Origin of the sequence: Microcystis sp. M165S2 (genome assembly GCF_020245885.1) — a bacterium.
Lineage (GTDB): Bacteria > Cyanobacteriota > Cyanobacteriia > Cyanobacteriales > Microcystaceae > Microcystis.
Genome location: NZ_JADBTZ010000312.1, coordinates 1 through 4,355, shown reverse-complemented (window position 1 = coordinate 4,355; position 4,355 = coordinate 1). Strand labels below are relative to the sequence as shown.

5 protein-coding genes are annotated in these 4,355 nt (G+C 51.4%); all 5 read left to right on the top strand.

Translation table 11 applies throughout. The features are described from left to right. Positions 1-198: 198 nt before the first annotated feature. The 5 genes from pstC (at position 199) to IM479_RS15465 (ending at position 4,166) form a co-directional block, all read left to right on the top strand. On the top strand, positions 199-1,140 hold the full coding sequence (gene pstC / locus IM479_RS15485; RefSeq protein WP_287684316.1) for a phosphate ABC transporter permease subunit PstC: 942 nt from the start codon (positions 199-201) through the stop codon (positions 1,138-1,140). Between the two features lie 5 nt (positions 1,141-1,145). Then, positions 1,146-2,036, top strand: a complete 891-nt coding sequence (gene pstA / locus IM479_RS15480; protein ID WP_287684314.1) for a phosphate ABC transporter permease PstA — start codon at positions 1,146-1,148, stop codon at positions 2,034-2,036. Positions 2,037-2,141: 105 nt separating this feature from the next. Next, positions 2,142-2,939, top strand: coding sequence for a phosphate ABC transporter ATP-binding protein PstB (pstB, locus tag IM479_RS15475; protein WP_287684312.1), 798 nt, complete (start codon positions 2,142-2,144; stop codon positions 2,937-2,939). After that, positions 2,890-3,306, top strand: a complete 417-nt coding sequence (locus tag IM479_RS15470; protein ID WP_353737546.1) for a calcium:cation antiporter family protein — start codon at positions 2,890-2,892, stop codon at positions 3,304-3,306. The genes pstB and IM479_RS15470 overlap by 50 nt, the downstream gene beginning before the upstream one ends. A 167-nt stretch (positions 3,307-3,473) precedes the next feature. Next, positions 3,474-4,166 carry a cadmium resistance transporter gene (locus IM479_RS15465; RefSeq protein WP_287684318.1) on the top strand — a complete coding sequence of 231 codons (693 nt, stop codon included), beginning with the start codon at positions 3,474-3,476 and terminating at the stop codon, positions 4,164-4,166. Positions 4,167-4,355 lie beyond the last annotated feature (189 nt).

Below are 4,355 nucleotides of genomic sequence, written 5' to 3'. Positions count from 1 at the left end.
TGTCCCACGGTACGTTGACCGCCTATAGCTTCTTGTACTTGTTGCGCGCGACTTTTTACCCGGCCAAGCTTTTCTGGTCGGAACCCCCTAAGCCGAGTTTTCAAGGTGCTGCGCCGTCCACTTGGTTTTCGAGACTGGCCTCTTAATTCTAACGTAAAGCCGCCGTTCTACGGCGGGGTTTCAGACCCAAAATTTCCCATGACCACTACCGGTTCCTTTGATGACTCTCTGTTCGCAAGAGGGGATTCTCTTCTCAAGCGAGCCTCCGATGATGTTCCCGAGAAAATTATCGGAACAATTTTGTTCGCCTGCGCCCTTGTATCTGTAGTCACAACCTTCGGCATCGTCGCTATTATTTTCAAGGAAACTGTCGCTTTTTTCCAGGAAGTAAGTCTCGGGCAGTTCTTCTTGGATACCCAATGGACTCCCCTTTTTAATCCTCCCCGTTTCGGGATCTGGCCGTTGATTAACGGAACCGTTTTAACCACGGTGATCTCAATGGTCGTCGCAGTTCCGTTGGGATTGTCTTCAGCGATTTATCTGGCCGAGTACGCGACCCCGAAAGTAGCTTCTATTCTGCGTCCGGCCGTGGAAATTCTGGCGGGAATTCCCACCGTAGTTTACGGTTACTTCGCACTGATCTTTCTAACGCCCTTACTACGGAATTTTTTACCCGTAGAGGTTTTTAACGCCCTCAGCGCGGGATTGATGATGGGAATCATGATCACCCCGACCGTCGGTTCGATCAGTCTAGACGCGATTAAATCGGTTCCCCGTTCCCTGCGCGAGGGTTCCTACGCCCTAGGAATTACCAAGCTGGAAACAATTTTCAAGGTGGTTCTGCCGGCCGCCCTATCGGGGATTATGGCTTCGATTATTTTGGGGGTTTCCCGTGCGGTGGGAGAAACCATGACCGTCCTGATCGCGGCGGGTGCTCAACCTCGTCTAACTTTCAATCCACTGGAATCGATCGCCACCATGACCGCTTTTATGGCGCAGGTTTCTAGTGGAGATGCCCCCAGAGGGAGTTTCAATTTTAAATCCATCTACGCGGTCGGTGCGGTGCTTTTCCTGATCACTCTGGCGCTCAATATCGGCAGTTATTGGATTTCTAATCGCTTTAAGGAAAAATACGACTAATTATCATGGTTAAATCTTCTCCTACTAGGGATACGGCCGTCTTTAACGATCGACTCGAAAGCCGAGAAACCATCGGCAAAATCTACGAGTATGTTTTCTTGATCGGATTACTCGTCGGTCTATTCGTTCTCGCTCTACTGTTGTTCAATGTCCTTCATGACGGACTGGCCCGCCTACTCAGCCCCGGTTTTCTCACGGAAACCCCCTCCCGTTTTCCCGATCGCGCGGGAATTCGCCCCGCGATTATCGGTAGCCTCTATTTGGGAGTAATCGTGATCTTGGTAGCGGTGCCCATCGGGGTGGGAGCAGCCCTATACCTAGAAGAATACGCCCCGAAAAACTGGTGGACGGCGCTGATCGAGGTGAATATCGGCAATCTGGCCGGGGTTCCCTCGATCGTTTACGGTTTGCTCGGTTTAGGGGTCTTCGTCTATTTACTGAATTTCGGCTCTACCCTACTTTCCGGGGCCTTAACCCTTGCGCTTCTCTCGCTGCCAGTCATTATCGTTGCGGCGCGGGAGGCGATCCGGGCGGTTCCCGATTCCCTCCGCCAAGCCTCCTACGGTCTAGGCAGCACCAAATGGCAGACGCTCCAACACCATGTTTTACCCTATGCGGTGCCGGGGATTCTCACGGGGGTAATTATCTCCGTGTCGCGGGCGATCGGGGACGCGGCCTCGCTAGTGGTCGTGGGAGCGGTGAGTTTTCTGACCTTCGATCCTGGTTTATTCGAGCGATTTATGGTACTGCCCATTCAGATTTTTAGTTATGTCTCCCGTCCTGAACCCGGTTTCGCCAACGCCGCCGCCGCAACGATTATTGTTCTGATCCTTTTGATCATGGCGCTGAACGCCATCGCCATCTATCTACGTCAACGTTATTCGACACCTAATTAGGGAAGGCAGCAGGCAAGGGGGTAGATACTTGACATCCCCTACTCCTGCACTCCCCACTTTTCCCTTTTAACCAGTCGTTTAATCATACTCAGGAGAATTGTTGCCATGACTACCCACCTTAACCCAGATCACAGTGTTTTCGATGCAGAAGGAGTGAAAGTTTTTTATAACGGGTTTCTCTCTCTTGTGGATGTTCATATTAAAATTCCTGCGCGAAAAATCGTCGCCTTTATCGGCCCGTCTGGTTGCGGGAAAAGTACCCTCTTGCGCTGCTTTAACCGCATGAACGATCTGATCCCCGGCGCCAAGGTGGAGGGAAAATTACTCTACCGAAATCAGAATATTTACGATTCGCAGGTCAACGCCGTCAAGTTACGGCGACAGGTGGGGATGGTTTTCCAACGTCCGAACCCTTTTCCCAAGAGCATTTACGAGAATATCGCCTACGCGCCCCGAACCAACGGTTATCAGGGAAATCTTGATGAATTGGTCGAGTATTCCCTGCGGCAGGCGGCGATCTGGGAGGAAGTAAAGGACAAACTGAAAGAAAAAGGAACGGCACTATCGGGGGGACAACAACAGCGCCTCTGTATCGCCCGTGCCATCGCCATGAAGCCAGATGTTTTATTGATGGATGAACCCTGTTCGGCCCTCGATCCCATCTCTACCCGTCAGGTGGAGGAATTGTGCCTACAACTGAAGGAAAGTTACACGATCATCACCGTCACCCACAATATGCAGCAGGCATCGCGGATCGCCGACTGGACGGCATTTTTTAACACCGAAACCGATTCGTCCGGGAAACGCCGGGGGAAATTAGTCGAATTCAGCCCCACGGAAGTTATGTTCGGCAATCCGCAAACCGACGAGGCTCGCGAGTATATTACCGGGCGATTCGGGTAATCGAAACAGAAAGAAGGCTGATAGTCTGTTTTTCAAAACCGTGCGCGGTTTTATCGGCAGCGCAGCCGAACACGCCACCGTGGTTAGGGTCGCCTTAAAAGACAAAATGGATCTGGCGGTTTCTGTCACCGTCGGTTCGAGCCTACAAATCGCACTTTTTGTCGCACCGGTTCTCGTAATCGCGGGTTATTTCCTCGGTCAGCCCATGGCTCTCGATTTCGATCCGTTTGAATTGGTCGCCGTCGCCGTCTGGCTGGCCAACTCAATCAGTAACGACGGTCGCTCGAACTGGCTAGAGGGTATATTACTCGTCGCGACCTACGCGGTGATCGCCCTCGCTTTCTTTTTCCATCCCGCACCGGGATAAAGCGATCAGTCGTGGGAAATACAGTTTCTCCATCGGGATGGGTAGTAGGATTCTCCTGTTGCCGAACCTTTGAAGGAAAAGCCGAACGCCGAATATTTCGGTTTCCCCTGCCATGGTTAAGGTTTAACGAACGGAAAAACCCGACGGCCATCTTAAGGAAAAAAACGATGATCGAGATTGTGATCGCGATATCTACCGGTGTAGCGACATTCGTCGCCACCAACCTCGACGATATATTGATCCTGACGATTCTCTTCAGCCAAACGGGGAAACTCTTCCGTCGTCGCGATATCGTGATCGGTCAGTATATCGGCTTTAGTCTGCTTGTTATTGCCAGTTTAGCGGGATTTTTCGGGTGCTTTCTTATCCCTACCCCATGGATTCGCTATCTAGGCCTCGTTCCTGTGATTCTCGGCATCTTTTCCCTTCTCAAAGAAGAGGAGAAGGAGGAAGAGCCGGAGAATGTCGAAGTCAACCTAGAGGGTGCGAAACATTCCCCCTTCGGTGGTTGGTTTGACTCGCGCACCTATAGCGTGGCCGCGTTAACCGTCGCCAACGGGAGCGATAATATCGGCATTTACGTTCCCCTGTTCGCCAGTAGTACTGTAACAAGTCTGATCGTTATCGTCAGCGTGTTTTTGATTCTGGTGGGGGTTTGGTGCGCGATCGCCTACGGGTTGACCAGTGTGCCGACCATCGCCACTATTCTCACCAGTCAGGGAAGTACCTTCGTTCCCTGTGTGCTGATCGGTTTAGGAATTTTTATCGTCAAAGAAAGTATTCCCCTCGCGTTTTTGGCCTTAGCAATTAGCTATCTCTGGGCGATCGTCGGTCGCAGTAAGGAACTGGCAAAAAAATAAAGTACCATTTATTTCCCAGGCAGAATCATCACATCCCAAGGGGGTAATTTTGACATCCTCACCGCCGTAAACGGACGGTGATTCCCAAACCTCACGATTTAGGTTTCTGCTTCTTTCCCTTGCGGGGTTCCGCACCTGCCTTAACAGAGTAAATCTGTTCTGGTCTTATGGTCGCTCTACAGACTGACA

What these genes read in the sequence shown, in the direction of transcription:
- pstC (WP_287684316.1), top strand. Translation starts at nt 199, where the DNA reads ATGACCACTACCGGTTCCTTTGATGACTCTCTGTTCGCAAGAGGGGAT.
- pstA (WP_287684314.1), top strand. Translation starts at nt 1,146, where the DNA reads ATGGTTAAATCTTCTCCTACTAGGGATACGGCCGTCTTTAACGATCGA.
- pstB (WP_287684312.1), top strand. Translation starts at nt 2,142, where the DNA reads ATGACTACCCACCTTAACCCAGATCACAGTGTTTTCGATGCAGAAGGA.
- IM479_RS15465 (WP_287684318.1), top strand. Translation starts at nt 3,474, where the DNA reads ATGATCGAGATTGTGATCGCGATATCTACCGGTGTAGCGACATTCGTC.